This is a genomic window from Ralstonia pickettii (assembly GCF_016466415.2).
In the GTDB taxonomy this organism is placed as follows: Bacteria; Pseudomonadota; Gammaproteobacteria; order Burkholderiales; family Burkholderiaceae; genus Ralstonia; species Ralstonia pickettii.
Genome location: NZ_CP066771.1, coordinates 3,213,183 through 3,235,679 on the forward strand (window position 1 = coordinate 3,213,183; position 22,497 = coordinate 3,235,679).

The window sequence follows — 22,497 nt, forward strand, 5'->3', positions numbered from 1 at the left end:
AAGGGGAGCGCATATGGACCTCGTTTATCTCGCCGGCCTAGCGGTGCTGGCCCTGGCAGTGGGCGGATTGCTCGCCCTCTCCGGCCGGCTCGCCACCAAAGACCAACCCACCACGCACGCGATGGAGAAACAGCAATGACCTGGCTCTATGTGCTGTCCGGGGCCATCACGGTGGTTCTGCTCGTCTACTTGTTCGTGGCCTTGCTCTGGCCCGAACGTTTCTAACAACACTGCGAGGCACACCATGAATGCGTTCCTCCTCCAGCTGGCGATCTATCTGGTCGTGCTGCTGGTTTTGGCCAAACCGCTGGGCGCGTATATGACCGGCGTGTTTGGTGACAAGCCATCGCGCACGCACTGGCTCGGCCCCGTCGAGCGGCTGTTCTATCGCGTGGCCGGCGTCAACCCGAAGGCCGAGATGGGCTGGAAGCACTACGCACTGGCCGTCATCGTCGTCAACGTGCTGGGCGCGCTGGCGGTGTATGCGCTGCAGCGCGCGCAGCAGTGGCTGCCGCTCAACCCGCAGGGCTTTGGTGCGGTCACGCCGGATTCGTCGTTCAACACGGCGGTCAGCTTTGTCACCAACACCAACTGGCAAGGCTATTCGGGCGAAAGCACGATGAGCTATCTCACGCAGATGCTCGGGCTGGCGGTGCAGAACTTCCTGTCTGCGGCGACGGGCATTGCGGTGGTGATTGCGCTCATCCGCGGTTTTGCGCGCCACTCGGCCAACACCATCGGCAACTTCTGGGTCGACTTCACGCGCTCGACGGTCTATGTGCTGCTGCCGTTGTCGATCATCGTGTCGGTGTTCTTTGTCAGCCAGGGCGTTATCCAGAACTTCGATGGCTACAAGGAGGTGACCACCGTCACCGCCACCACGTACGACAACCCGAAGATGGATGCCAGCGGCCAGCCGATCAAGGATGCCCAAGGCAACCCCGTCACGGAAAAGGCCACCACGCAAACGCAGACCCTGCCGATGGGTCCGATCGCCTCGCAAGAAGCCATCAAGATGATCGGCACCAATGGCGGCGGCCCGTTCAATGCCAACTCCGCGCACCCGTATGAGAACCCCAACGCGCTGACGAACTTCGTGCAGATGCTGTGCATCTTCATCATCCCGGCGGCGCTGTGCTTTACGTTTGGCGGCATGGTGGGCGATGGCCGGCAAGGCTGGGCCGTGCTGGCTGCGATGACGGTGCTGTTTGTGGTGCTCGCCGTCTTCCTGGCATGGGCTGAGCTGCACGCCAACCCGATGCTCACCAACCTTGGCATCGACCAGACCGTGGGCAATATGGAGGGCAAGGAAACGCGCTTCGGCATCGTGGCCTCGTCGCTGTTTGCCACCATCACCACGGCAGCGTCGTGCGGGGCGGTCAATGCCATGCATGACTCGCTGACCGCGCTGGGCGGCTTCGTGCCGATGTTCCTGATGCAACTGGGCGAAGTGGTGTTTGGCGGTGTGGGCTCGGGCCTGTACGGCATGCTGGTGTACGCCATCCTGGCCGTGTTCATCGCGGGCCTGATGATCGGCCGCACGCCGGAATACCTCGGCAAGAAGATCGAGGTGTTCGAGATGAAGATGACGTCGATCGCCATCCTCGTCACGCCGCTGCTGGTGCTGGTGGGCACGGCCGTGGCCGTGGTGGTCACGCAGGGCAAGGCGGGCATCTTCAACCCGGGCACGCACGGCTTCTCTGAAGTGCTGTACGCCTTCTCGTCGGCCGCCAACAACAACGGCAGCGCGTTTGCGGGCCTGTCTGCCAACACGCCGTTCTACAACGTGGCGCTGGGCATCTGCATGTGGCTGGGCCGCTTCTGGATCATCGTGCCGGTGCTGGCCATGGCAGGCACGTTTGCCGCCAAGAAGCGTCTGCCCGTGACGGCCGGCACGCTGCCCACGCATGGGCCGCTGTTTGTGGTGCTGCTGATCGGCTCGGTGCTGCTGGTGGGCGCGCTCACGTACATCCCGGCCCTCGCGCTCGGTCCAATCGCAGAACACCTCGCACGCTAAGCGCACGGCGAGTCGTCTACCCAATATCAACAGGTGCCTTATGGCTATCCGTTATCCCGAATCCGAACCGGCTGTGCGTACGGTCAAGCACAAGCTTGAGCCCACCGCTGGTACTGGTACTGCTGCAGCCACCGAGCCGCAGGCGCACGGCACGCACAAGACGCTGTCTGCCAAGGAGGTGCGCAAGCTGTCGATGTTCTCGTCGGCGCTGGTCAAGCCCGCCATTGTCGATAGCTTCCGCAAGCTGTCGCCGCGCGCGCAGGCCAAGAACCCGGTGATGTTTGTCGTCTACGTCGGCAGCATCCTCACCACCATCCTGTGGGTGATGGCGCTGCGCGGCCAGGCCGAAGCGCCGGCGGGCTTCATCCTCGCCGTGTCGGTGTGGCTGTGGTTCACGGTGTTGTTCGCCAACTTTGCCGAAGCGCTGGCCGAGGGCCGCAGCAAGCAGCAGGCGGCATCGCTGCGCGGCATCAAGACCACGGTGCAGGCCAAGGTGCTGGCGGATGCAGGCCGCCGTGACCGTGTGGAAGCACGCGCCGCCACCGCCCTGCGCCGTGGCGACATCGTGCTCATCGAAGCCGGCGACATGGTGCCCGGCGACGGCGAGGTCATCGAAGGCGTGGCCTCGGTGGACGAAAGCGCCATCACCGGCGAATCGGCACCGGTCATCCGCGAATCGGGCGGGGATTTCTCGTCCGTGACCGGTGGCACGCGCGTGCTCTCGGACTGGATCATCGTGCGCATCACCGCCAACCCCGGCGAGAGCTTCCTGGATCGGATGATCTCGATGGTGGAAGGCGCCAAGCGCCAGAAGACGCCGAACGAGCTGGCGCTGACGATTCTGCTGGTGAGCCTGACCATCATCCTGATGCTGGCGACCGTCACGCTGCTGCCGTACTCGATCTTCTCGGTGGAAGCGATGAAGGCAGGCTCACCGATCACGATTACCGTGCTCGTGGCGCTGCTGGTGTGTCTGATCCCGACCACCATCGGCGGGCTGCTCTCCGCCATCGGCGTGGCCGGCATGAGCCGCATGATGCAGGCCAACGTGATCGCCACGTCGGGCCGCGCCGTAGAGGCGGCTGGTGATGTGGATGTGCTGCTGCTCGACAAGACCGGCACGATCACACACGGCAACCGTCAGGCATCGCGCTTCATCCCGGCGCCGGGCGTGACGGCCAAGCAGTTGGCCGAGGCGGCATGGCTGTCGTCGCTGGCCGATGAAACGCCGGAAGGCCGCAGCATCGTCACGCTCGCGCGCAACCTGGGCGAGGCGTCCATCGATGAAGCTGCCCTTGCGAAGACGCAGCCCGTGTACGTCGCCTTCTCTGCGCAAACGCGCATGAGCGGTATCAACGTTGGGCACAACGGGGAGGCCCGTCAGATCCGCAAAGGGGCGGCCGATGCGATTCGCACGCACGTGACGCTGTTGGCTGGCAAGTTTCCCGATGCCGTGTCGACTGCCGTCGATGACGTCGCGCGCCAAGGCGGCACGCCGCTGGTGGTGTCCGACAACGACCGCGTGCTCGGCGTGGTGGAGCTGAAGGACATCGTGAAGGCCGGCATTCGCGAGCGCTTTGCCGAGCTGCGCCAGATGGGCATCAAGACGGTGATGATCACCGGCGACAACCGCTTGACCGCCGCGTCCATCGCGGCGGAAGCGGGCGTCGACGACTTCATTGCCGAAGCCACGCCCGAGACCAAGCTGGCGCTCATCCGCGAACAGCAGGCGCAGGGCCGGCTCGTTGCCATGACTGGTGACGGCACCAACGATGCGCCTGCCTTGGCACAGGCTGACGTGGCCGTCGCCATGAATAGCGGCACGCAGGCCGCCAAGGAGGCCGGCAACATGGTCGACCTGGATTCCAGCCCGACCAAGCTGATCCAGATTGTCGAGATCGGCAAGCAGATGCTGATGACGCGCGGCTCGCTCACCACGTTCTCGATCGCCAATGACGTGGCGAAGTATTTCGCGATCATCCCGGCCGCGTTTGCGACCACGTACCCGCAACTCGCCGCGCTGAACGTGATGCACCTGGCGACGCCCGCATCGGCCGTAATGAGCGCGGTGATCTTCAATGCGCTGATCATCGTGTTCCTGATTCCGCTGGCGCTCAAGGGCGTGAAGTACCGCGCGCTGGGGGCCGCCACGCTGCTGCGCCGCAACCTCTTGATCTACGGCCTGGGCGGCCTGCTGCTGCCCTTCCCGGGCATCAAGATCATCGACATGTTCCTGGCCGCGATGGGCTGGGTTTAAGGAAGGAGTGCATTCATGGCAACCACAACTCAAGCGCGTCAACCTGTTCAGGCCGACGTGCCGCAACAAGGTGGGCTGCTGCGTGCGGCGCTGGTGGTGTTTGTTGGGCTGTCGCTCATTACCGGCGTGCTGTATCCGGTGGTGGTGACGGGGGTTGGCAAGGCGCTGTTTCCGGCGCAGGCCGGCGGCTCGATCATCGAGCGTCATGGCAAGGCCGTTGGCTCGTCGTTGATCGGGCAGAACTTTGATACGCCGGAGTATTTCTGGGGGCGGATCTCGGCGACGGCGCCGAACCCCTATAACGCGCAGGCGTCAAGCGGCTCCAACCTGGGGCCGAGCAACCCGGCGCTGACGGAGGCGGCCAAGGCGCGGATTGCGGCGCTCAAGGAAGCGGACCCGACGAACACTGCGCCGATTCCGGCGGATCTTGTGACGGCATCCGCTAGCGGGCTGGACCCGGAGATCAGTCCTGCTGCTGCGGCGTACCAAGTAGAGCGTGTGGCCAAGGCTCGCCACATGTCGCCTGATCTGGTGAAGAAGGTGGTGGCTGAGAACACCAAGGGGCCGGTGCTTGGGGTGTTTGGCGAGCCGGTCGTCAACGTGTTGGAGCTGAATCTGGCGTTGGATGATTTGAAGTGAGGGTTTTGAGTCGGGCCTTGATGGTATGTCCCCGGTTTTCGTGCCCTGCCGGGCCCGACTCACTTTCTTTGGCAAGATGTATGGACCGGGGACATAGGTGACAGGTGTGCGAGGACATGGTTGACACATGTCAGCAGTCATCGGGCAGGTTCAGATCGATACGGCCAAGGTGTTGGTGAACGAAGTACAGATCGAATTGATCCCTGTGTTTAGGGTCGGGGCGCAATGCCACCGGCAAGCCGTGCAGGGCATTGGAGAGCTTGAAGCGCCAACTCCTGAAGCGTAGCTCCCCATTCCATCCGACGTTGAGGACGATGTCCTGCGGGCTGTACTCGATCGGTGCCAACGTAGACGGATACGGTCGCGGGCTGGGCCGGTAGCGTGTGATGGGCGTGGCCAGGTCGATGGCCTGGTGCGGGCGCTCGCAGTTATAGACGGTGCGCCAAGCATCCAGCGCGTGCTGGACCGCGTCGCAAGAGGCGAAGTAGCGCCCGGCCAGGGCCTCGGCCTTGAGCGTGCGGTGGAAGCGCTCGTCCTTGCCGTTGGTCTGCGGGTGGGCGGGGCGGCTGTAGCTCAGGCGCACACCGAGGCGGATGAGCCAGACGCCCAGGCCCGTGAGTTGCCCCGGCCGGGTGGGACTGCCCCAAGGTGCGCCGTTATCGGCGTTGATGCGCAGCGGCAGCCCATAGCGCTCGAAGGCCTGGCGCAAGTGACGCTGCACGACCGCGCTCTGCGTCTGCGTGCAGGCCGCCAGCACCAGGTTGAAGCGGGAGTGATCGTCGATCACGGTCAGCGGCGAGCAGCGCTGGCCGTCGGCCAACGCGAACCCGCCCTTGAAATCCATCTGCCAGAGTTGGTTCGGTTCAGCGTGCTCAAAGCGCTGCCAGGGCGTGGAGGCGTCTGAGGCTTCGGGTGCAATCAACCCATACCGATGCAGGATGGAGGTCACGGTGCTGGGCGCCGGTACATCACTCCAGCCCAAGTCGGCCAAGCGGCGGCTGATCTTGCGCCCGCCCCACGCAGGATGCTGCTGGCGTAACGCGATGACGGCCTGTTCAAGCTCGGCCTCGGTACGCATCGGGCTGTGCGAGGGACGGCGCGTCCGGTCAGCCAGTCCGGCGTCCCCCGACTCAACGTAACGAGCCAGCCACTTGTAGCCGGTTTGCGGGCTGATGCCGAACCGCCGACACAGCTCGCGCCGGTTACAGCCTTCCTGCCGGGCCAATAGAACGAATTCCTGACGAAGGCTCATGGTGTCTCGTGTGCTCCAGGGCATGGCCTGACCTCCGAGCGAATGTGCCGCTCAAAGTGTCAACCATGTCCTCGCACACCTGTCACCTATGTCCCCGGTCCATACAGCAAGACAAAGAAAGTGAGTCAGCCCCGGCAGGGGATGAAACAAGGGATGCACCACAAGAACAAAAAGCACCCAAAATACAAACCATGCCAGCCGACCAGCGCCCGAACCCCGACCAACTCCTAGCCGAACTTCAATCCGGCAAGGAACAGTCCGCCCGCGGCAAACTCCGCATCTACTTCGGCGCCTCGGCTGGTGTAGGCAAAACCTACGCGATGCTGGCAGCAGCCAAGGCCGCGCGCGCAGCCGGCATCGACGCCATCATCGGCCTGGTCGAAACCCACGGCCGCGCCGAAACCGCCGCGCTGGTCGCCGACCTCGAACACCTTCCCACTCGCCAGATCGAATACAAGGGCCGCACGCTGCCCGAGTTTGATCTCGATGCCGCGCTGGCGCGAAAGCCCGCACTCATCCTCGTCGATGAACTGGCGCACTCCAACGTGGCGGGCTCGCGCCACCCAAAGCGCTGGCAGGACATTGAAGACCTGCTCGCCGCCGGCATCGATGTCTGGACCACCGTCAACGTCCAGCATCTCGACAGCCTGAACGAGGCCGTCGGCAGCATCACCGGCATCCGCGTGTGGGAAACCGTGCCGGACGCGGTGTTCGATGCGGCCAACGAAGTCATCCTCGTCGACCTGCCGGCCGATGAACTGCTGCGCCGCCTGGCCGAGGGCAAGGTCTACATGCCCGAGCAGGCGCAGCATGCGGCGCGCAATTTCTTTCGCAAGGGCAACCTCATCGCGCTGCGCGAACTCGCCCTGCGCCGCACCGCCGATCGCGTCGACGACGACGTGCAGGCCTACCGCCGCGCGCGCCGCATTGAAAACGTCTGGCGCACGCGAGAAACCGTCGTCGCCTGCCTGGACCCGCAGGGCGATGGCGAACAGGTCATCCGCAGCGCTGCGCGCCTCGCGGCCCAGCTTGAATGCGATTGGCATGCCGTGGCCGTGGTGATGCCGCATCTGCGCGCCGCCGATGCACGCACCGAGCGTTTGCATGCCCTGCTCAAGCTGGCCGAAGATGCCGGCGCCAAGGTGGAGACGCTGGCCGGCACCAACGCCGTCGAGGCGATCACTGGTTATATCCGCCGCCACAACATCACCAAGGCGGTGATCGGGCGGCCGCCGGAGAAGCGCTGGCGATCGGCGCGCGCGGTCGTCGTTGCGCTGCGGCTGGCGATCGGGCTGGAGCGCCGGTTGCCCAGCGGTGACTTTGCCGAGGCGCTGGCGCGGCACTGCCCCGAGGTCGACGTGATTCGCGCCGCGGCGGACCCGGCGCATATCCAGCTCCAGCCGCGTGCTGCAGAGGTCGGCCGTGCTGATGTGCGCAGCGAAGCCCAGCGCGCGGCCGATGCGCAGGCCGGTTGGCTCAAGCCGGCTTACGTGGCCGCGTGCGTGTATGTGGGCGTGGCGACAGCGTTGTCCAGCCTCGTGCGGCCGGTGTTCGACCTGGCCAACATCGTCATGCTGTTCCTGGCGGCGGTGGTGGCGGTGGCGATGCGCCATGGGCGGGGTCCGGCAGCGCTGGCTTCGGTGCTGTCGGTGGCGCTGTTCGATTTCTTCTTCGTGCCGCCACGTTTTTCCTTCGCCGTGAGTGACGTACAGTACCTGCTGACCTTTGGGGTGATGCTGGCGGTCGGCATGCTGGTGGGCCAGTTGACGGCAGGCTTGCGTGAACAAGCGGAGGTAGCGGTGCAGCGCGAGGCGGCGGCACATGCGCTGTATGAGGCCGCGCGGGAGTTGTCTGCCGCGCTCACGCTGGACCAGATCGTCAGCATCGGCGGACGCTTCGTCAACGCAACGTTTGGCGGGCGCTGTGCATTCTTCTTCGTCGGGCTCGATGGGCGGCTCGGCGCACCGCAAGTCGCCAAGCCGGAAGGCAGCACCGATGCGCCGTCCGGCATGCCCAACCTGGACCGCGTGCTGGCCGATTGGACGTATCAGCACGGCCAGCCTGCCGGTACGGGCACGCATACGCTGCCGTCGGGCTCGGTGCTGTATCTGCCCTTGAAGGCGCCGATGGCCATTCGCGGTGTGCTGGCCGTGGAGCCCGAAACCTTCCAGGTTCTCGCCCAACCCGACAACCGCCGCCAGATCGACGCCTGCGCCACGCTTATCGCGATTGCCATCGAGCGCGTGCATTACGTCGAAGTCGCCCGCGACGCCTTGGTGCGGATTGAATCGGAGCGGCTGCGCAATTCGCTGCTGGCCGCCGTGTCGCACGACTTGCGCACGCCGCTCACAGGCCTGGTGGGAATGGCCGAGACGCTGCTACGAGCGCAGCCGCCCTTGCCCGCGCTGCAGGCCGAAGCCGCGGCCGCCATCGGGCAGCAGGCTCAGCGCATGCGTACGATGGTCACCAACCTGCTCGACATGGCGCGCCTGCAGAACCAGGACGTCAAGCTGCGGCTCGAGTGGCAATCGATCGAAGAGCTGGTGGGTGCGGCGCTTCAGGCGAATCCGCTTCCCGATCATCGTGTGGTGGTGGATCACCTCGCAGCCTTGCCGCTCATCCGCTGCGATGGGCCGTTGATGGAGCGCGTGCTGTCGAATCTGCTGGAGAACGCGGGCAAGTTTGCGCCGGCAGGTACCGAGGTCCGCGTCTCCGGCGAGATCGTCCACGACGAAGCGCGCGGCAACGAACTGCGCCTGCGGGTGCGCGACCACGGGCCGGGTGTGCCCGCCGGTTCGGTGCGCACCATCTTCGAGAAGTTCACGCGCGGCGAAAAGGAATCGGCCACCACGGGCGTCGGCCTGGGCTTGGCGGTGTGCGAGGCGATCGTCAGCGCGCATCACGGCCGCATCTGGGTGGAGGCGCCGGCCGATGGCGGCGCGTGCTTCGTCGTCGCCCTGCCCGCCGCCGAGCCGCCGCCTGTGGAAGACGCCGAGCCCATCGCCTAGCCTGGCTGCACCGTTGCAGGGCATATGGACATGCCGAAAAAGTCGTTCGGTTACATACGCCGCTATGACAGGATCACGTCACACGCCCGCTATCCGCGGGCGGATTTCATTCACGACAAGATCCACGAGGTTTCTCCATGTCCCTGTTCTCCCGCCTTGCGCGCGTGGCCGTACCGGCCATCGCCTTTGCCGTCGCCACCGCCGCCAACGCCGACACCAAGCAGATCAAGCTCGGCACCATGAGCGGCCCCGATGCGCAAATCTGGGAAGTCGTTCAGAAGGTCGCCAAGAAGGACGGCCTCGACGTCAAGATCATCGAGTTCAACGACTACGCCCAACCCAACCCCGCGCTCGATTCGGGCGACCTGGACGCCAACGGCTTTCAGCATCAGCCCTTCCTCGACAGCCAGATCCAGGCGCGCCACTACAAGATTGTCAATGTGGGCCTGACGTATGTGGCGCCGATGGGCTTTTACTCGAAGAAGGTCAAGTCGCTCGCGCAGCTCAAGGAAGGTGCCAAGGTCGGTATCCAGAACGATCCGTCCAACGGCAACCGCGCGCTGCTGCTGCTGCAAAAGGTAGGCGTGATCAAGCTGAAGGCGGGTGCCGGCACGAACGGCAACAATGCGACCCCGCGTGATGTGGTCGAGAACCCGAAGAAGATCAAGCTGATCGAGCTGGATTCGGCGCAACTGCCGCGCTCGCTGGATGATCTGGACGCCGCTTCGATCAACACCGACTACGCGGTCAAGAACGGCCTGACGCCCACCAAGGACGCCATCGCACTGGAAGATCGCCAGGGGCCGTACGCCAACCTGATCGCCGTGCGTGAAAAAGACAAGGATCAGCCGTGGGTGAAGACGCTGGTGCGCGCCTACCAATCTGAAGACGTACGCAAGTTCATCGACACGCAGTTCAAGGGCGCGATCCTGCCGGCGTTTTAAGTTCCCACGCTAAGTCAGCGGTTACTTTCGCGAACTGACCCGAGATTGAAGCGCGGCGCGCCGCTGGCTCAGCTTAGCCGGCGGTGCGCCAAGTCATTTGCTGCGATGCAGCAGTGTGTGACGGTTGCAATCGTTTCCGTCACACGTGGTGCGCTGGCAACGCTTGTAGCTTCTCGTTACATTAAGTAGTTCTACGTTATTGCAACGCAACAAACGATTCGCTATAGTAGGAACTGTCTCCTCCACCCTCCTTGGTGGATTGTGGCCCGAGCACCTGGTGCTCGGGCTTTTTTCTTTGGCGCGCGGCTTTTGTTCTTTTTCCGGTCGCCTTGCATCTCGGCCGGTTCCGGCTACCCTGAATTCTTGATTTTTCTGCGCGTTTTGCTCGGCGACGTTGCCCGATAGCAACGAGCGCAGCTTTTTCAAGCGTGCACTTCGAACCGCGCTTCGATCGCCAAAGCGCGTCAGAGCGATGTCTATCCAAAGCGTTGTTTGAATCACCTTGTTGCTGCGAATGTGCGCGTAACGGTGTGCTTTGTGCAGCTAACATCGCGAAATTGCGTCAGTTTTTGTCCTACAAGCCTTTCGGCGAACCCCGGACAGTCTGACAGCACCCCCTCCACTAAACTTCACCTTGCTCTCTCTTTAGAGAGCACTCCCCCCCTTTTGAGCCCGCCCCTGTTGCGGGCTTCATTTTTTTCGGGCACGATTTCTTGCATCCCGACGCTGTCGACACCGGCGCCGGAAGCTCAAAAGGTTGGGGGAATCTCTCAAGGCCCGCGCAGTTAAAAAGCTGCGCGGGCTTTGTTTTTTCTGGCGCCGCGTGCTGACTTCGCCTGACAAGGCCCCCGGGCGGTGATTCAATGGCGGCTGATGGTGCCGGCACACAGCGCAAACGGGATGCGCCTCGGCCCGATACCGACAACAACAAGGACTAGCCGATGGAAGGTTTCGCGCAACTCGCCGTGCTGGTGGTGGATGACCACCCCGTGCAACGGGCTGCCGCCCGGCAACTGCTCCATACGCTGGGCGTGCAGCAGATCCTGACCGCGTGCGACGGCCGCGAGGCGCTCTACCTCCTGCAGCTTTGCCACGTCGATCTGGTGCTGTGCGACATCGACATGCCCGCGATGAACGGTCCCGAACTGATGGAGCAGATGCACTTGCGCGGCGGCCGCATCTTTCCGCGACAGGCTCCCGTGTGGGCGTGGGTCAGTGCGATGGATGCGCCAATCGTCGAGTCGCATGTCAGCCTGGCCGATGCGATCGGGTTGACGCGCACGCGCGGCGTGCAGAAGCCGCTGCGGCCTGCACACGTGCTGCCGCTGCTGGAAGAAGCAGCCGCGCGCGAACGGGACCGGGCGCCTGCCGCAACCGCCGGCTTGCCGCAGTTTTCTGACGACGAACTTGCCGCGCTTATCCACGAAACGCCCGAGCAGATCGAGGTCGTATTCCAGCCCCAGCACGATCTGGCCAGCAACCAGATCGCCGGCGCCGAGGCGCTCTGCCGCTGGATGCACCCGGTGCATGGGCGCGTGTCGCCCGCTGCGTTCGTGCCGCGCCTGGAAGCGCTGGGGCTGGCGGACGGCCTGTTCTTCCACGTGTTGGAGCATTGCGTGCGCGTGCAGCACGCGCTGTCCGCGCATGCGTACCCCGTTTCGATTGGCGTGAATGCGTCTGCGCAGACGCTGAGCCGGGCCGGCACCGTAGACCGCATCGAAGCGATCGTGCGCGGGGCGCGCATTGCGCCGACGGCGATCGCCATCGAACTGACGGAAGACTCGCCCGTGCCTGATGCCGCGCAGCTCACCATCGCGCTCAACCGCTTGCGCCTGCTGGGCCATCCTCTGGCCATCGACGATTTTGGCGTGGGCATTGCCACGCTCAAGCTGCTGGCCGATCTGCCTTTCACCATCCTCAAGATCGATCGCTCGTTTACAGCCGCGGTGGACCAGGCCAGCCAGCGCGGCGTGATCTGCCGCACGATGATCGAGCTGGCGCGCGCGCTGCATCTCGAGTGCATTGCCGAAGGGGTGGAAACCGAAGCGCAGCGCCAGACGCTGCGCGCTTTGGGCTGTGCGACCGGGCAAGGCTATCTGTGGGCGGCACCACTGTCCGTGACCGCGTTTCTTGCGCACGTGCAGGCGGCGGCTTAAGGGCGAACGCCACCGCGTCATTCAGTTTTCCTCAACCCAGATAAAAGCAGCTTCTGCCCCGAAAGGTTACGCGGAGCCAAAGTAAGAAAAGTCTGATCCCGCAGGGCATATCCGGTGAGTAAGGTACCGGCTCCTTTCAGCGGCGCTCCTGACTTCCATGACGGCTCCGATCTCTTCCACCCTGTTGCTCGCCGCGCCGGCCATGTCCTCCACGGCGACGCGCCTGACCTGACGGCGTGCGCATGTGCCCTGTCCTCTCGATCGTGCTGGCAGACGATCATCCGGTGATTCTCATGGGGCTGGCGGCGGCCATTGGGCAGTTTCCACAGCAGCAGGTCGTCGCACAGGCACACGACGGGCGCGAGCTGATGCAGGTGCTTGCGCACATCGACTGCAACGTCATCGTTACGGACTACAACCTGGGTGGCGAACCTGCCTTCGATGGCATGCAACTGCTGGCGCGCCTGCGTCAGCAGCATCCCAGGTGCGGCATCGTCGTCTGCACGATGGTCCGCAATCCGGCGCTGTTACGCGCCATGCGGCAGATTGGCGTGGCTTGCATCGTCAGCAAGAACGATGACTTTGTTCATGCCGGACACGCCGTCATGGCGGCCGCGCGCGGCGTGCGCTATGACAGCCCGCGCATTCTGGAAGAGCTGGGCCTCGGTTCCAACGACCGGAATGGGTTCGAGCGGCTGAGCGCACGTGAGCGGGAAGTGCTTCGCCTGTATGCCGCGGGCACGGCCGTGTCGGACATCGCACAGATGCTCGGTTCGAGCGTGAAGACCGTCAGCACGCAGAAGGCCGTGGCCTTGCGCAAGCTGGGCCTGGTGCGCGAAATCGATCTCTTTCAGTACGCCCGCGCCAGCGGGCTGACAGCGCCCCGCTGAGCGCCGGTCATCAACTTGCCTGGCGATGCCTCGGCACGGCTTGCGCCGGTGCGATGGTGGTGCCGGATGCTTGCGCGGGTGCTGCGTCCACACCCATCAGCCAATTGAACAACGGCGTTGCCAGCAACGCACCGACCAGTTGCGCCAGCATGTAGCCCGGGACATCGCCGGGGCGGATGCCGGAGGGGCCGTCGGTCAGCGCGCAGGCAAGGGCCAACGCGGGGTTGGCCAGCGATGACGACGACGTGAACCAGTATCCGGCCGCGATATAGGCGGCCACCACCAGCGGCAATTGCTGTGGCGCATGACGGCCGCATGCCATGCCAACCCCGATCAGTCCGAACGTTGCCAGCGCTTCGCTCCACCACAGCGCGGGCCCTGTAGCGGCGTGCGTGCCTGCTGCCCACGCCGGCATGCCGAACATGGCATGCGCGGCTGCCACACCCAGCGCGGCGCCCACGGCCTGTGCAGCCAGATAGGCCAGCGCCTCATGCCCACGCAGACCGCCCCGCAGCAACGCGGAAAGCGTGACCGCCGGGTTCAGGTGCGCCCCCGACACTGGCGCGAACACCGTCAGCAGCGCCAGCAAACCGGCGCCGCCGGCCAGCGATTGCGCCAGCAGCGTCCAGGTGGCATCGCCGCCGGAGAGCCGGCTTGCGTGGATGCCCGTGCCGATCACCACCGCAATCAGCAAGGCCGTACCAAGCCCTTCCGCGACGATGCGGCGAGCCAGGGACGGTGTAGCAGACATGGCCGAAGCCGCGGTACGAAGGTGGGAAACAGTGGCCATGCGGGAAGGAGGCGAGCAATGCCAAGCGCATCGCGCGGGAGTGTGGAATCACCGCTGCGGCCGATCAATGCACACGGGCGCGCTTGTGTCGCGCGCCCGAGTATCGAATGGTGGAAGTGGTTTGATGGTGCGGCTCAGGCCGGACTTGCCGCGCTAGCGGCCGCCAGTTGCCGCTGCTGTGCCCCGAGCCGCGCAAAGCCCACGGCCGCTGCGCCGAGCGCTGCCAGCATGGCGATGCATCCCGCCATCGTGCCGCGCGCCATGCCGTTGGCACCGCCGGCAGCGGCAAAGGTGAAATACAGCCCGCCGATACAGGCGACGCCCAGTGCGCCTGCCAACTGCTGCGCGGTAATCAGCAGCCCCGCCGCTGCGCCGGCCTGCGTACGCGCAACGCCCGTCAGCACCAGGCCGATCAGCGGGACGACGACCAGGCCTTGCCCTGCCCCGTACAGCGCCACGGCAATCCCGATGCGCATCATGCTCGGCGCGGCGGGGTGCGCCCATTCCGTCCCGAATCCCGCCAGCAGCACCAGCAGCCCCAACGCCATCAGGCCGAGGCCCGCCAGCAGCGCGCGAACGCCATAGCGCCGCACCAGCGCATTGGCCACCCGCGACGTGATCAGGAAGGTGATGGCCAGCGGCAGGATGGCCACACCCATGCGCACGGCTGACAGCTGCCGCCCGTTCTGCAGATACAGCGTCAGCACCAGGAAGAACGCCATCATCCCGATGTAGTGCAGCGCCGACGCCGTCAGGCCCGTCATGAAGGCGCGATGCTGCAGCAAGGAGGGCGGCAGCAGCGGCGTCCCGCCGGCGCGGTCGACACGGGCCTCGAGCTGCTGGAACGTTGCCATGCCCAGTACGCCTACGACCAGCAGTGCCAGGGTCCACACCGGCCAGTGCAGCTCGCGGCCGAACAGCAGCGGCAGCAGCACGGCGGCCACGCTGACGGCCATCCACGCCACGCCGACGGTATCGAGATGCACCTTTGCCGCGTCGGGGCTTGGGTGCGGGATCCAGCGCCCGCCCAGCAGCGCGGCCGTCAGCCCGACCGGTACGTTGATCAGGAAGGCCGCGCGCCAGCCCAGCCCGGCGATGTCGGCGCTGGTGAGTGCGCCGCCCACCAGCAACCCGGCCGCCCCGCCGGTACCCATCACCAGGCCGAAAATCGACAGCGCGCGGTCGCGCTCGGCGCCGGCAAAGAGCGCCTGCACGCTCGCCAGCACCTGCGGCACCATCATCGCGGCGGACAGGCCCTGCGCGAAACGCCATGCGATCAGCGCCGCCGCGCTGCCCGCCAGCCCACAACCGGCCGAGGTGGCGGTAAAAGCGACGAGACCGAGCAGGAACACGCGCCTGCGCCCGAACAGATCGCCCAGACGGCCGCCAGTGATGAGCAGAATCGCGTAGCCAAGCTGGTACACCGCCAGCACGGCCTCGAGTTGTGCGGGTGTGGCATGCAGGCTCGTGCGGATACTCGGGATCGCCACATTGGCAATGAACGCATCGACGATGAACATGAATTGCGCCGTCACCATCACTCCAAAGGCGAGCCAGCGGCGGGGTTCCGATACGGAGGAAGCAGAAGAAGGGTGAGTCACGATCGGCTCCGGAAAGTGGGATGAACGCAGCGTAGGTGCGCGAGCCGATTCGATGCAGAGCTAGGATTAACCTAGGATTAGCTTGTCCCTCCCACCCGCACATGCCAGCGTGTGTAATACCGCCATGGACGATTTCACCGCCGACCTTGCGCCCTTACCCGCCGCGCCCCGCAACGAGCTGGGCGAGTTCCTGCGCAGCCGCCGCAGCCATCTGCGCCCGCAGGACGTGGGGCTGCCCGAGGGCAGCGGGCGCCGCCGCACCGCGGGCCTGCGCCGCGAAGAAGTCGCGCAACTCGCCAACATCAGCATCGACTGGTATGTGCGTATCGAGCAGGGGCGCGACGTGCGGCCTTCCGTGGCGACCATCGAGGCGATCGGGCGGGCGCTGAAGCTGTCTTCGGACGAGCGCGCGCACATGCGGGGCCTGGCGCGTGCCGAATCCGTTTTGACGGGCGCCGGCGCGGGAGCGGCCGGGCGTTCCACGGCCGAGGCGGTGCCGGATGTCTTGCGGCGCGCCGTCGCCGGCATGGCGCTGCCCGCCCACGTGCGCAGCTACCGCACCGAACTGCTGTGCTGGAACGAGGCGACCTCGCAGCTCTTCATGGATTTCGGCACGATGCCGCCGGAAGACCGCAACTCGCTGGTCTACATGTTTCTGTACGCCAACGCGCGCGAGCGTTTTGTCGAGTGGGAAAACGAGGCGCGCAGGATGCTGGCGAAGTTTCGCGCGGTGTACGACCCGCATGCAGATGACCCGGTGCTCGTGGCGCTGGTCGACCGGCTGCGCACCTGCAGCCGCGAGTTCGATACCTGGTGGCGCCAGCACGAAGTGCGCGCCCAGCGTGCAGAACATAAGCTGATCCGCACGCCCGGCGGCCAGGTCGTCCGCTACGACTACATCGGCCTGCCGGTAATGGAAGACCCGCGCCTGCGCATGGTGCTGTACGTGCCCGTCGAGGACGGGGCCTGAACGCTCAGGCCGTCAAGGCCGAGAGGATGGTGCTGGTATCGCGCACGCGGCCCAGTCGCGGGAATACGTTCTCCACCGACGACCGATGCATCGCCGCATCGTTCGAACTCATCGCATCTTCGGCCAGCACCAGCGCGTAGCCGTGCTCCCACGCGGCGCGCGCGGTCGATTCCACGCCCACATGCGTCGAGATACCGCCCAGCACGATCGTGGTGATGCCGCGACGGCGCAGTTGCAGATCCAGCTCGGTGCCGTAGAACGCGCCCCACTGGCGCTTGGTGATCTGGATGTCAGTGGGTGCGACTTCCAGCTCGGCGGGCTGTTCCCACCATTGCGGCGGCAGACCGCCCGGCTGTGTAGGCGCGGGCCGGTCGACGGGCTGGCGCGGCGCATCGGCGTAGTCCGGCGCCCACCCCACGCGCACCAGCACCACGGGCGCAGCCAGCTCGCGAAAGCGCTTGGCGAGCCTGGCGGACGCACTCAATACCTGCTCGGCCGAGTGCGGCCCCTGGGCAAACGGCAGGATGCCGCGTTGCAGGTCGATCAACACCAGCGCGCTGGTTTTCGCAGACAAGGCAGACAGGGTTTGCAGCGGTTCAGGCATCAGATGCTCCAGGTGAATGGGGTTACGGGCGGCGGATGACACACGTTGCCGTGGCATGCGCGAGCAATGTGCCGTCCTGCGTCTTGAGCGTGCCCTCCGACACGCCGATCGTGCGCGAGAGATGCAGCACGCGCCCAACGGCCACCAGCGGCGTATCCACCGGCACGGCCTTTACCATCTTCACGTTCAGGTCAACCGTGCCGTAGCCGACGCCGGCTTCCAGCATCGAATGCACGGCGCAGCCGGTCACGGAGTCGAGCACCGTCGCCGCAAAGCCACCGTGCACACCGCCCAGCGGATTGAGGTGGCGCTTGTCGGCCTGGGCACCGAAGTGCACGGTGCCTGCTTCGATGACATCCATCGTCATCGGGATGGTTTCGCTGATGGACGCGCGCGGGAGATCACCGTGCGACATGGCCTGCAGCAGTTGCAGGCCGGTCATTTGGGACGGATGCATGGGCGGGGTCTGGTGGAGGTGAGATGAGACGAGGTGACTCAAGACTCTACCGCGAGGCCGATTGCCGGGGCTGCAATGCATTGCATTGGGCGACGCAACAACCGCGCGTCTGCGCATGCCCCAATACGGGTAGACCCTAGCGTTGCGCGCACGCCGACGCGAAAGGCTCCAGAAAGGTGCCCCCTTCTACGCTCGCCCAGCGATTGCATCGGCGGCCTGACCCACTGCCGTTGCGCGTTTCCCGAAGCCGGCATCACGACCGGACACCATCACCCACAAAGGAAGGAGACTTCAATGTCCCGCATCAAGTTTGCCCTTGCGGCAACTGCAGCTGCCGCGGCCACGCTGGCCGCCAGCGCCGCCCATGCCCAGTCAAACGTGACGCTTTACGGCCTGATCGACACCACCATCAGCACCGTCAACAACACCAACGCCGCGGGCGCACGCACCACCGGTTTCCAGGTGCCTTGGTTCTCGGGCAGCCGCTGGGGCCTGACCGGCAAGGAAAACCTGGGCGGCGGTACGTCGGCCATCTTCAAGCTGGAATCGGAATTCGAAACGCCGACCGGCAACATGGACACCCCGGGCGTGTTGTTCAACCGCGACGCCTGGGTGGGTCTGTCGAGCGAATCGCTGGGCAAGCTGACCTTCGGCCGCCAGAACGCGATTGCGCGTGACATCTCTGGCATCTACGGCGACCCGTACGGCAGCGCTAGCGTCACGCTGGATGAAGGCGGCTACACCAACGTCAACAACTTCAAGCAACTGATCTTCTACGCAGGCAGCGCAACGGGCACACGTCTGAACAACGGCGTAGTGTGGAAGAAGCTGTGGGATGGCCGCTTCTTTACCGGCTTGGCCTATCAGTTTGGCGAAGTGCCGGGCCAGTTCACGCAAGGCACCACCGAATCGTTGGCGCTGGGCTACAACGGCGACAACTTCCACCTCGCAGGCTTCGCGCAACAAGCGAAGGTCAACGGCTTCATGGACCGCTCGTACTCGGTGGGCGGCAACGTGATCTTCGGCATGTTCCGCGTGAACGCCGGCTACTTCCACTACACCGGCGAGCAACCGGCCGCACTGGGCAACCGCAAGGACGACGCCTACACCGTGTCGCTGAAGATCGCTCCGCAAGGCGCCTTCGACTACGAAATCGGCTACCAGATCATGAAGGCCGGCAACGCCGCGTTCAGCGCCGATGGCAACACGCTCAACGCTTATGCCAACGTCGCGGGTGCCACGGCAGCGGGCAGCGGCCGCAAGAACACGCTGTACGGTTCGGTGTTCTACCACGTGTCCAAGCGCACGGAGTTCTACGTCGCGGCTGACTACATGAAGCTGAAAGATCAGTACATCGTGGGCGGCACCAACGGCCACAACAGCCAGACGGAGTTCGCCGTCGGTATGCGCACGCGCTTCTAAGCGCCTGTTTGGCTTGAGCTAGCGGCGCTCGCGCACCTGATCGACAAACCTGTTGGTGTAGGTGCGCGAGAGGTCGATGTGCTTGTCGCGCGCGTTGGCATTGCTGGCGGCAAGGACGCGCAGGACGGTGGGTGGGCCGTCGTCCGGCATGCGTCCGTCGGTGCTGAAGGTGGGCAACGCGGCGGCAAGCGCTCTTGTGTACAGCTCGGGATGATCGCGCCGGAATTCAGGCGGCATGCGGGCGGCGATGTCTTCTGCACCATGCGTGTGCAGGTAATGCAGGGTACGCACGAATGCGCGGGCCAGTTTGGCAGCGATGTCCGGATGCGCTTCCAGCCATGCGGTCTGCAGGTACAGGCACGCGGCCGGGTACGAACCGCCGAGCGCCGCTCGTGTGCTCTCGAGCGTACGCAAGTCGAGCAGCACGCGCGCTTCGCCGCCGTGCAAGAGGCGCGAGACCGTCGGGTCGGTGGTCATGCCGGCATCGATGCGGCCGTTGCGCAGCGCAGTGACGAAACTGCGTTCCGCGCCAACCGGCAGCATGGTGTAGTCGCCGGCCGAGAGCCCCTGCTGCACCATCAGGTAGCGCGTGAGAAAGCTCGTGGATGCGCCCAGCCCCGTCACGCCCAGCGTGCGGCCGCGCAAGTCACGCATCGACTGCACCGTCGCCGGCAAGCGTGTCGACACGACTTCCGCTTCGCCCGGCACCTGGCTGAATACGACAATGGCGCGCACTTCCTTGCCCTTGGCCTGGAGGTCGATGGTGTGGTCATAGAAGCCGACCACGCCTTGCGCAAAGCCGGTGAGCAGTTCGCTTTCCGCATCAACGCCGGCGGGCTGCGAGAGCAGTTCCACATCGAGCCCTTCGTCGCGGAAATAGCCCAGACGTTGCGCCAGCGTGGCCGGCAGGTAGATCATCTTGGCGGTGCCGCTGACCATGAGCGTCAAGCGCGTCGGGTCTTGTGCGAGGGCATGCGAAGTTGCCACTGCCAGAAGGGCAGCGAGCCACGGCGTGATCCAGCCCCGGACCCCGCGTGCGCGGGCGGTCCTGCAGGTAAAAACACCCATTGAGTTGTCTCCGGCTCTTTTGTAGATATCGGTATCGCGCGGTCCGGGTCTGGCGAGTGATGCCTCCGGCGCGCGTAGGCAGCCGCCACCATTCTAGGAAGCGGCAACCCACAAATCGCTTTCATTTTTCGGACGCGCTGTTTTCGCATGAAGCTGCTCCTGATCGAAGACAACGCCCCGCTGGCGCACTGGCTGTCGGAAGCCCTGCGCCGCGCCCAATTCACCGTGGATCACGCCAGCGATGGCGAATCCGCCGATACCCTGTTGCTGACGCAACACTACGACGTCGTGCTGCTCGATCTGCAATTGCCCACGTTGTCGGGGCAAGGTGTATTGCAACGTTTGCGCGGCCGGCGCAACCCGGTGCCGGTGCTCATCCTGACAGCCAGCGGCGGGATCGACGACAAGGTCGCCTGCCTGGGTGCCGGCGCCGATGACTACCTCGTCAAGCCGTTCGAGATTCGCGAGCTGATTGCGCGGATCCAGGTGCTGGTGCGGCGCAGCACGCCGGACCAATCCGTCGAGCTGCAATGCGGCGACCTGACGTACCACACCGGCAGCCGTACCTTCAATCTGGCCGGCCAGCCCCTGGTGCTGCCCGCACGCGAGCATACGGTGCTTGAAATTCTGATGCTCAAGCTGGGTCGCACGGTGTCCAAACCGGCGCTGGTGAACGGCGTGTTCGGTATGGACGATGAAGCCAGCCCCGAGGCCATCGAAATCTATATCCACCGTCTGCGCAAGAAGCTGGAGCATTCCGCCGCTACCATCGTCACGCTGCGCGGTCTTGGTTACCTGCTGCGCGATGCCTCCGCCGCGCAGTCCTGATCAAGCGCCGGCGCAGTCCGCTCCGGCGCGTGCCCGCAGCCTGCGTGCGCGGCTGGTGCTATGGCTGGCGTTGCCGCTGGTCGTCTATGTGGCGGCCGATGGCTGGCTCGACCTCGCCGCCGCGCGCCACAACGCCGATCTCGTGCACTTTCATGCGCTGGACACGGCCGCCCAGATGATCAGCGGGCAGATCGAGTGGGATGAAGGCCGCCTGCGCGTGTCGGTGCCGCCGGCTGCGCTGGCCGTGTTTGCCGCGCCCGAAACCCCGGTGCGCGACCAGGTGACGTACCAGGTCAGCACCGAGCACGGCCGCCTGCTGGCCGGGCGGCTCGACTTCGGCACGCGCCCCGCGTTTGACGCGGCGGGCCTCGCCGATGCCGGCACCTACACCGATACCGTGGAGGGCCAGCCCGTGCACGTGGCCGCCGTGGTGCGCACCATGTACGACGCCGGACGCACCGAACGCGTCGTCACGCGCGTCGCGCAAACCATGAACGGGCGCGACGCGATGATCCGCCAGTTGTGGTGGCCCGCCACCGTGCGCCAGCTCGCGCTCGTGGGGCTGGCGCTGGCAATGATCCTCATCGGCCTGACGCTGGAGTTGCGGCCGATCTTGCGGCTGGCCGGCAATGTGTCGGCACGCGCCCCCACCGACCTCGCGCCGCTCGACCCCGACGGCCTGCAGCACGAGTTGCAGCCGATTGCCGGCGCGTTCAACCAGTACCTGCAGCGCATTGCCGACAACGCGCTCACGCAGAAGCGCTTCATTGCCGATGCCGCGCACCAGATGCGCACGCCGCTGGCGATTCTCGATACGCAGATGCAGGTGGCGGCGCAAACCAACGCAGATGCCGCGCTGCATGAAGTCCTGAGGGCCGCGCGCACCAGCACGCGCAACCTGGCGGATCTCATCAACGACTTGTTGCTGCTGTCTCAGGCCGAATCCTCGGCCGCGACGAGCGAGGTGGTGGACCTCTCTCAGGTGGCGCGCACCGTGCTGGAAGACCTCGCACTGCTGGCCGATGGCCGCCGGATCGACCTGGGCATCGAGCTTGCAGACCTGCCCGTGTGGACGTCGGGCAACCGCACGCTGATTGCCGCCCTGTTGTTCAACTTGGTCGACAACGCTGTGCGTTACACGCAGGAAGGCGGCCACGTGACGGTGCAGGTGTCGGCGGACTACGGTTGGGCGATGCTGACCGTGACCGACAACGGCCCCGGCATTCCCCCCGAGGCGTACACACGCGTGTTCGAGCGCTTTACGCGTCTGGACGGCACGCAGACCCAGGGCACTGGCCTGGGCCTGGCGATCGTGCGGCAGATCGTCGATCGCATGGGCGGCCAGATTGCGCTGGCGCCCGGGCCCGGTGGCATCGGGCTGGCGGTGACGGTCTGGCTGCGGCGGACGAGCGCGCCCGCTGCAGGGTAAATCACCGCCCCTGCCTTACGGCTTCCGCACTTGCTGCACCGACACAAACACCGGGTTCGAGTAGAACCACAGATCGTTGTAGTTGCGACCGTTGATGGCGTTGAAGCGCGCGGCGTTTTCTGTCACCACGGTCTTCTGGTCGGGCATCGGTCTCGAAGCCATCGG

20 protein-coding genes are annotated in these 22,497 nt (G+C 65.4%); 13 read left to right on the plus strand and 7 right to left on the minus strand.

What is annotated here, in order from left to right; all coding sequences use genetic code 11:
* Nucleotides 1-13: 13 nt before the first annotated feature.
* Genes RP6297_RS22700 through kdpC form a run of 5 tightly spaced genes read left to right on the plus strand, consistent with a single transcriptional unit; the run spans nt 14 to nt 4,913 of the window.
* Nucleotides 14-139: a hypothetical protein gene (locus RP6297_RS22700; protein ID WP_004628489.1), complete on the plus strand. Its 126-nt coding sequence runs from the start codon at nt 14-16 to the stop codon at nt 137-139.
* Nucleotides 136-225, plus strand: a complete 90-nt coding sequence (gene kdpF / locus RP6297_RS15215) for a K(+)-transporting ATPase subunit F (RefSeq protein WP_004628487.1) — start codon at nt 136-138, stop codon at nt 223-225. The genes RP6297_RS22700 and kdpF overlap by 4 nt, the downstream gene beginning before the upstream one ends.
* Nucleotides 226-244: 19 nt before the next feature.
* Nucleotides 245-2,017 (plus strand): potassium-transporting ATPase subunit KdpA, encoded by a 1,773-nt coding sequence (gene kdpA, locus RP6297_RS15220; RefSeq protein ID WP_009239487.1) that lies wholly within the window; start codon nt 245-247, stop codon nt 2,015-2,017.
* A gap of 40 nt (nt 2,018-2,057) precedes the next feature.
* Entirely contained in the window at nt 2,058-4,274 is a 2,217-nt protein-coding gene (kdpB, locus tag RP6297_RS15225) for a potassium-transporting ATPase subunit KdpB (protein ID WP_009239486.1), read from the plus strand.
* A gap of 15 nt (nt 4,275-4,289) precedes the next feature.
* Complete coding sequence (kdpC, locus tag RP6297_RS15230) at nt 4,290-4,913, plus strand: potassium-transporting ATPase subunit KdpC (protein WP_009239485.1); 624 nt, start codon at nt 4,290-4,292, stop codon at nt 4,911-4,913.
* Between the two features lie 130 nt (nt 4,914-5,043).
* Here kdpC and RP6297_RS15235 read toward each other — a convergent pair whose 3' ends face one another.
* Complete coding sequence (locus RP6297_RS15235) at nt 5,044-6,189, minus strand: IS481 family transposase (protein WP_009239574.1); 1,146 nt, start codon at nt 6,187-6,189, stop codon at nt 5,044-5,046.
* Between the two features lie 167 nt (nt 6,190-6,356).
* On the opposite strand from RP6297_RS15235, the gene RP6297_RS15240 reads away from it, so the two are divergent.
* The 4 genes from RP6297_RS15240 (at nt 6,357) to RP6297_RS15255 (ending at nt 13,163) form a co-directional block, all read left to right on the plus strand.
* Nucleotides 6,357-9,173 carry a sensor histidine kinase gene (locus RP6297_RS15240; protein ID WP_037028115.1) on the plus strand — a complete coding sequence of 939 codons (2,817 nt, stop codon included), beginning with the start codon at nt 6,357-6,359 and terminating at the stop codon, nt 9,171-9,173.
* A 137-nt stretch (nt 9,174-9,310) separates the two neighbouring features.
* Entirely contained in the window at nt 9,311-10,117 is an 807-nt protein-coding gene (locus RP6297_RS15245) for a MetQ/NlpA family ABC transporter substrate-binding protein (RefSeq protein WP_009239483.1), read from the plus strand.
* A gap of 941 nt (nt 10,118-11,058) precedes the next feature.
* Complete coding sequence (locus tag RP6297_RS15250; protein ID WP_009239482.1) at nt 11,059-12,273, plus strand: EAL domain-containing response regulator; 1,215 nt, start codon at nt 11,059-11,061, stop codon at nt 12,271-12,273.
* A 242-nt stretch (nt 12,274-12,515) separates the two neighbouring features.
* Nucleotides 12,516-13,163, plus strand: coding sequence for a response regulator transcription factor (locus RP6297_RS15255; RefSeq protein ID WP_009239481.1), 648 nt, complete (start codon nt 12,516-12,518; stop codon nt 13,161-13,163).
* 10 nt (nt 13,164-13,173) lie between these two features.
* Here RP6297_RS15255 and RP6297_RS15260 read toward each other — a convergent pair whose 3' ends face one another.
* On the minus strand, nt 13,174-13,914 hold the full coding sequence (locus tag RP6297_RS15260) for an aquaporin (protein WP_009239480.1): 741 nt from the start codon (nt 13,912-13,914) through the stop codon (nt 13,174-13,176).
* A gap of 173 nt (nt 13,915-14,087) precedes the next feature.
* Nucleotides 14,088-15,554, minus strand: a complete 1,467-nt coding sequence (locus tag RP6297_RS15265) for an MFS transporter (RefSeq protein ID WP_009239479.1) — start codon at nt 15,552-15,554, stop codon at nt 14,088-14,090.
* Nucleotides 15,555-15,678: 124 nt separating this feature from the next.
* On the opposite strand from RP6297_RS15265, the gene RP6297_RS15270 reads away from it, so the two are divergent.
* On the plus strand, nt 15,679-16,524 hold the full coding sequence (locus tag RP6297_RS15270) for a helix-turn-helix transcriptional regulator (RefSeq protein WP_009239478.1): 846 nt from the start codon (nt 15,679-15,681) through the stop codon (nt 16,522-16,524).
* 4 nt (nt 16,525-16,528) lie between these two features.
* On the opposite strand, the gene RP6297_RS15275 is transcribed toward RP6297_RS15270, so the two are convergent.
* Nucleotides 16,529-17,128 carry a hydrolase gene (locus tag RP6297_RS15275; protein WP_009239477.1) on the minus strand — a complete coding sequence of 200 codons (600 nt, stop codon included), beginning with the start codon at nt 17,126-17,128 and terminating at the stop codon, nt 16,529-16,531.
* Between the two features lie 22 nt (nt 17,129-17,150).
* Nucleotides 17,151-17,585 carry a PaaI family thioesterase gene (locus tag RP6297_RS15280; RefSeq protein ID WP_004628463.1) on the minus strand — a complete coding sequence of 145 codons (435 nt, stop codon included), beginning with the start codon at nt 17,583-17,585 and terminating at the stop codon, nt 17,151-17,153.
* A gap of 294 nt (nt 17,586-17,879) precedes the next feature.
* Here RP6297_RS15280 and RP6297_RS15285 point away from each other — a divergent pair, with 294 nt between their 5' ends.
* On the plus strand, nt 17,880-19,007 hold the full coding sequence (locus tag RP6297_RS15285) for a porin (RefSeq protein ID WP_009239476.1): 1,128 nt from the start codon (nt 17,880-17,882) through the stop codon (nt 19,005-19,007).
* An 18-nt stretch (nt 19,008-19,025) separates the two neighbouring features.
* On the opposite strand, the gene RP6297_RS15290 is transcribed toward RP6297_RS15285, so the two are convergent.
* Complete coding sequence (locus RP6297_RS15290; RefSeq protein ID WP_009239475.1) at nt 19,026-20,075, minus strand: ABC transporter substrate-binding protein; 1,050 nt, start codon at nt 20,073-20,075, stop codon at nt 19,026-19,028.
* A gap of 147 nt (nt 20,076-20,222) precedes the next feature.
* Between RP6297_RS15290 and RP6297_RS15295 the strand changes: the two genes are divergently transcribed.
* Nucleotides 20,223-20,903 carry a response regulator gene (locus tag RP6297_RS15295; protein ID WP_004628458.1) on the plus strand — a complete coding sequence of 227 codons (681 nt, stop codon included), beginning with the start codon at nt 20,223-20,225 and terminating at the stop codon, nt 20,901-20,903.
* The gene (locus RP6297_RS15300; protein WP_009239474.1) at nt 20,881-22,332 is read left to right on the plus strand and encodes a sensor histidine kinase; all 1,452 of its coding nucleotides are present in this window, start codon (nt 20,881-20,883) and stop codon (nt 22,330-22,332) included. Before RP6297_RS15295 ends, RP6297_RS15300 begins: the two co-directional genes overlap by 23 nt.
* A 15-nt stretch (nt 22,333-22,347) precedes the next feature.
* Here RP6297_RS15300 and RP6297_RS22705 read toward each other — a convergent pair whose 3' ends face one another.
* Nucleotides 22,348-22,479 carry a hypothetical protein gene (locus RP6297_RS22705; RefSeq protein WP_255211633.1) on the minus strand — a complete coding sequence of 44 codons (132 nt, stop codon included), beginning with the start codon at nt 22,477-22,479 and terminating at the stop codon, nt 22,348-22,350.
* Nucleotides 22,480-22,497 lie beyond the last annotated feature (18 nt).

Coding starts and splice junctions, on each gene's coding strand:
- RP6297_RS22705 (WP_255211633.1), bottom strand. CDS start 22,479: ATGCCCGACCAGAAGACCGTGGTGACAGAAAACGCCGCGCGCTTCAAC.
- RP6297_RS15300 (WP_009239474.1), top strand. CDS start 20,881: ATGCCTCCGCCGCGCAGTCCTGATCAAGCGCCGGCGCAGTCCGCTCCG.
- RP6297_RS15290 (WP_009239475.1), bottom strand. CDS start 20,075: ATGGGTGTTTTTACCTGCAGGACCGCCCGCGCACGCGGGGTCCGGGGC.
- kdpA (WP_009239487.1), top strand. CDS start 245: ATGAATGCGTTCCTCCTCCAGCTGGCGATCTATCTGGTCGTGCTGCTG.
- kdpB (WP_009239486.1), top strand. CDS start 2,058: ATGGCTATCCGTTATCCCGAATCCGAACCGGCTGTGCGTACGGTCAAG.
- RP6297_RS15275 (WP_009239477.1), bottom strand. CDS start 17,128: ATGCCTGAACCGCTGCAAACCCTGTCTGCCTTGTCTGCGAAAACCAGC.
- RP6297_RS15295 (WP_004628458.1), top strand. CDS start 20,223: ATGAAGCTGCTCCTGATCGAAGACAACGCCCCGCTGGCGCACTGGCTG.
- RP6297_RS15260 (WP_009239480.1), bottom strand. CDS start 13,914: ATGTCTGCTACACCGTCCCTGGCTCGCCGCATCGTCGCGGAAGGGCTT.
- RP6297_RS15235 (WP_009239574.1), bottom strand. CDS start 6,189: ATGCCCTGGAGCACACGAGACACCATGAGCCTTCGTCAGGAATTCGTT.
- RP6297_RS15255 (WP_009239481.1), top strand. CDS start 12,516: ATGTGCCCTGTCCTCTCGATCGTGCTGGCAGACGATCATCCGGTGATT.
- kdpC (WP_009239485.1), top strand. CDS start 4,290: ATGGCAACCACAACTCAAGCGCGTCAACCTGTTCAGGCCGACGTGCCG.
- RP6297_RS15285 (WP_009239476.1), top strand. CDS start 17,880: ATGTCCCGCATCAAGTTTGCCCTTGCGGCAACTGCAGCTGCCGCGGCC.
- RP6297_RS22700 (WP_004628489.1), top strand. CDS start 14: ATGGACCTCGTTTATCTCGCCGGCCTAGCGGTGCTGGCCCTGGCAGTG.
- kdpF (WP_004628487.1), top strand. CDS start 136: ATGACCTGGCTCTATGTGCTGTCCGGGGCCATCACGGTGGTTCTGCTC.
- RP6297_RS15270 (WP_009239478.1), top strand. CDS start 15,679: ATGGACGATTTCACCGCCGACCTTGCGCCCTTACCCGCCGCGCCCCGC.
- RP6297_RS15280 (WP_004628463.1), bottom strand. CDS start 17,585: ATGCATCCGTCCCAAATGACCGGCCTGCAACTGCTGCAGGCCATGTCG.
- RP6297_RS15245 (WP_009239483.1), top strand. CDS start 9,311: ATGTCCCTGTTCTCCCGCCTTGCGCGCGTGGCCGTACCGGCCATCGCC.
- RP6297_RS15240 (WP_037028115.1), top strand. CDS start 6,357: ATGCCAGCCGACCAGCGCCCGAACCCCGACCAACTCCTAGCCGAACTT.
- RP6297_RS15250 (WP_009239482.1), top strand. CDS start 11,059: ATGGAAGGTTTCGCGCAACTCGCCGTGCTGGTGGTGGATGACCACCCC.